This window comes from Enterococcus sp. VV15 (genome assembly GCF_005236045.1).
GTDB lineage: Bacteria > Bacillota > Bacilli > Lactobacillales > Enterococcaceae > Enterococcus_B > Enterococcus_B durans.
The window spans coordinates 1-2,612 of sequence record NZ_QPTY01000082.1 but is presented as its reverse complement, the minus strand read 5'-3'; the positions used below and the strand labels follow the sequence as shown (position 1 = coordinate 2,612).

Annotated in this window: 3 protein-coding genes and 1 pseudogene; all 4 read left to right on the top strand. The window is 35.6% G+C overall.

Annotation, left to right across the window (positions count from 1 at the left end; genetic code table 11):
* Window positions 1-357: pseudogene (locus DVW83_RS14500) on the top strand (YqaJ viral recombinase family protein); the annotation flags it as partial.
* Between the two features lies 1 nt (window position 358).
* On the top strand, window positions 359-1,294 hold the full coding sequence (locus DVW83_RS14495) for a recombinase RecT (protein ID WP_104661810.1): 936 nt from the start codon (window positions 359-361) through the stop codon (window positions 1,292-1,294).
* Between the two features lie 48 nt (window positions 1,295-1,342).
* Entirely contained in the window at window positions 1,343-2,248 is a 906-nt protein-coding gene (locus DVW83_RS14490; RefSeq protein WP_104661809.1) for a DnaD domain-containing protein, read from the top strand.
* On the top strand, window positions 2,248-2,610 hold the full coding sequence (locus DVW83_RS14485) for a DUF1064 domain-containing protein (protein ID WP_137239636.1): 363 nt from the start codon (window positions 2,248-2,250) through the stop codon (window positions 2,608-2,610). The genes DVW83_RS14490 and DVW83_RS14485 overlap by 1 nt, the downstream gene beginning before the upstream one ends.
* The last annotated feature ends 2 nt before the right edge of the window (window positions 2,611-2,612 follow it).

Genomic DNA, 2,612 nt, shown 5'->3' with positions numbered 1-2,612 from the left:
GACGGAAGTAAAGCAACGTCAGATTTTCTAAAAGAGCGTTATTCGGAATTAGATTCAACTGAAATTATGCTTCATGCCGATTATGACGTTCTACTCGATCAAAAAGAAGAATTACTCAAAAATAAGAAGGAACTAGAGAATAGTATTCGTCAAATCGACAATCAAATTATCCAAGAACTTGGAATAAAAAATGCTTCTACAGGTATTACACCTAATAGGGTTATTTGTTTAAAATCAATTGTTTCTAAACGGAAAGATTTGAAAAAAATAGCAGAGAAATATCCAGATGTGATGAAAGATGAGGAAATTTACAGCTTATCAACTTCAAATAGATTAGTGATAAAGGAGATTCAGTGATATGGCAACAAGTAAAGATTTAAAGAATCAGCTAACAGAACAAAATAATCAAGCAGTAGATGTTTCAAAATTAGGTTTTAAAACAGCGATGAGTCATCCAGCTATAAAAAAGAAATTTAATGATATTTTACACGAAAAATCAGATGCTTTCATGGGGTCTCTTTTAACGTTAGTTGGTGGCGATGATTATTTATCTAAAGCAGAGCCGATGACAATCATCGCTTCTGCTTTAAAAGCAGCGACGATGGATTTACCAATAGATAAAAATTTAGGATATGCCTATATTGTTCCATTTAATCGAAAAGAAAAGGTAGGAAAAGATTGGATTACGCATAACGAAGCCCAATTCATCCTAGGATACAAGGGTTATATTCAGTTAGCACAACGTTCTGGACAATACAAAGCACTTAATGCAATAGAAATTTATGAAGGGCAATTAATCAAATGGAATCCTCTGACAGAAGAGTTTCAGTTTGACTACAATGCGAAACAATCTGATCGAGTCATTGGGTATGTTGGATTTTTTGAATTACTAAACGGGTTTAAAAAAACTGTTTATTGGACGAAACAAGAGGTAGAAGCTCATCGTATCAAACATGCCAAAGGATTTGATAAAACAAAGCTAACTGGAGCGTGGAAAGAGAATTATGATGAGATGGCGATAAAAACCATCTTACGTAACATGTTAGCTAAATGGGGAATTTTATCTGTAGAAATGCAAAATGCGGTTACTTCTGATGAAAGAGTTTTTCGATTTGATGAAAATAATGATCTTGTAGAAGAAGTGACTTTAAATGATGCAGAACCAATCGAACCAGAACGTAAAGAAGCAGAAAAAGTGGAAGACGTATCATCAGCGTTTGATGAATACGAAGAAACAAGAAATACAGATGAACAACAGGATTCATTGTTCGATGATATGAATCCACCACTATAGCGAGGGAGTTTCCTCCCTCTCAACATCAAAACGAAAGGAGGAACACAATTGGATTACATCGGACAGCTTAATGCTTTCGACAATTGGCTTGAATATAACGAGCTTGGCGCTGGTCCCCAACTGCTTTGGTACAAGCTTATGGCTATAGCAAACAAAAGTGGATGGCAGAGCGAATTATCGATCGCCAATACAAGGCTACAAGCAATGACTAAAACGTCTGAAAAAACATTGATTAACAATCGTAATCAATTGATCCAAAACGGACTCCTTCAATATAAAAAAAGAGGTCGCACTAAAGCAGGTATTTATCTTATTACTGATTTAACTGGAAATTTTACAGCAAAAAAGAAAGTAATTGATACAGTAGAAAATCCCACTGCTGGAAATATTACAGTAAATAGTAAAGTAAATACGAAAGTAAATAGGGAAGTAAATCCTTCAGTAGATTCTACAGTAAATCCTTCAGCTTATATAAACAATACAAAACAAGACAATACAAATAAAGAAGATGAAGATGACTTAGGCGTGTACGAATTTATTCAGGTCAGTTGGGGTAAACCACCAACAGGTCTTTTGCAAGGTGCATTAGGACCAATGATCAAAAAATGGGGATCAGACATCATACTATTTGCTTTTAGACTAGCATTTGAGAATAGCGTTGAAATGCCTGGCCTAAAAAAATACGTTGAGGCGATATTGGAATCGTGGAGTAAGCAAAATATCAAAACGTTGGATGATGCTCTGAAAGCTCAAGAAGACTATAAAAACAGTAAGAAGAAACAGTCTTACGCTCCAAAATACCAAAAAAATGTACGTCGTGAAAAACTTCCTGATTGGGTAAATAAACCTCCAGAAGAGCAAAAAATCGATCCTGAGAAAAAAGCGGAAATCGATGCTAGATTCGAAGCCTATTTTTCTCGGACAAGTGATGAGAAAGAAGGCACAAGCAATTGATGGCAACCAAATATGGCAATAAGAAAACAGTCTATCGTGGTATCAAGTTTGATTCTGTTGCAGAAGCAGAGTACTACGATCTAGCATTGTGGCAGGCACAGGCCAATGGCTGGAAAGTAAAGCTTCAGGAAAGATTTGAGCTGATGCCGAAATTTGAACTGGAAGGAAAAAAGTATCGCAAGATCGAGTATATCCCAGATTTCACGTTTTACAAAAACGGCAAACTTGTCAAAGTCGTAGATGTCAAAGGAATGCAGACAAAAGATTTTAAAATCAAAGCGAAACTCTTCTGCCATCGTTATCAAGTGCCGTTGATATTAGCTAAAAAATATCGGAATACGTTCAAAGAAGAACGGTTTTAACG

Excerpts from the sequence above, each read along its gene's own strand:
- DVW83_RS14495 (WP_104661810.1), top strand. The coding sequence starts at position 359 with ATGGCAACAAGTAAAGATTTAAAGAATCAGCTAACAGAACAAAATAAT.
- DVW83_RS14485 (WP_137239636.1), top strand. The coding sequence starts at position 2,248 with ATGGCAACCAAATATGGCAATAAGAAAACAGTCTATCGTGGTATCAAG.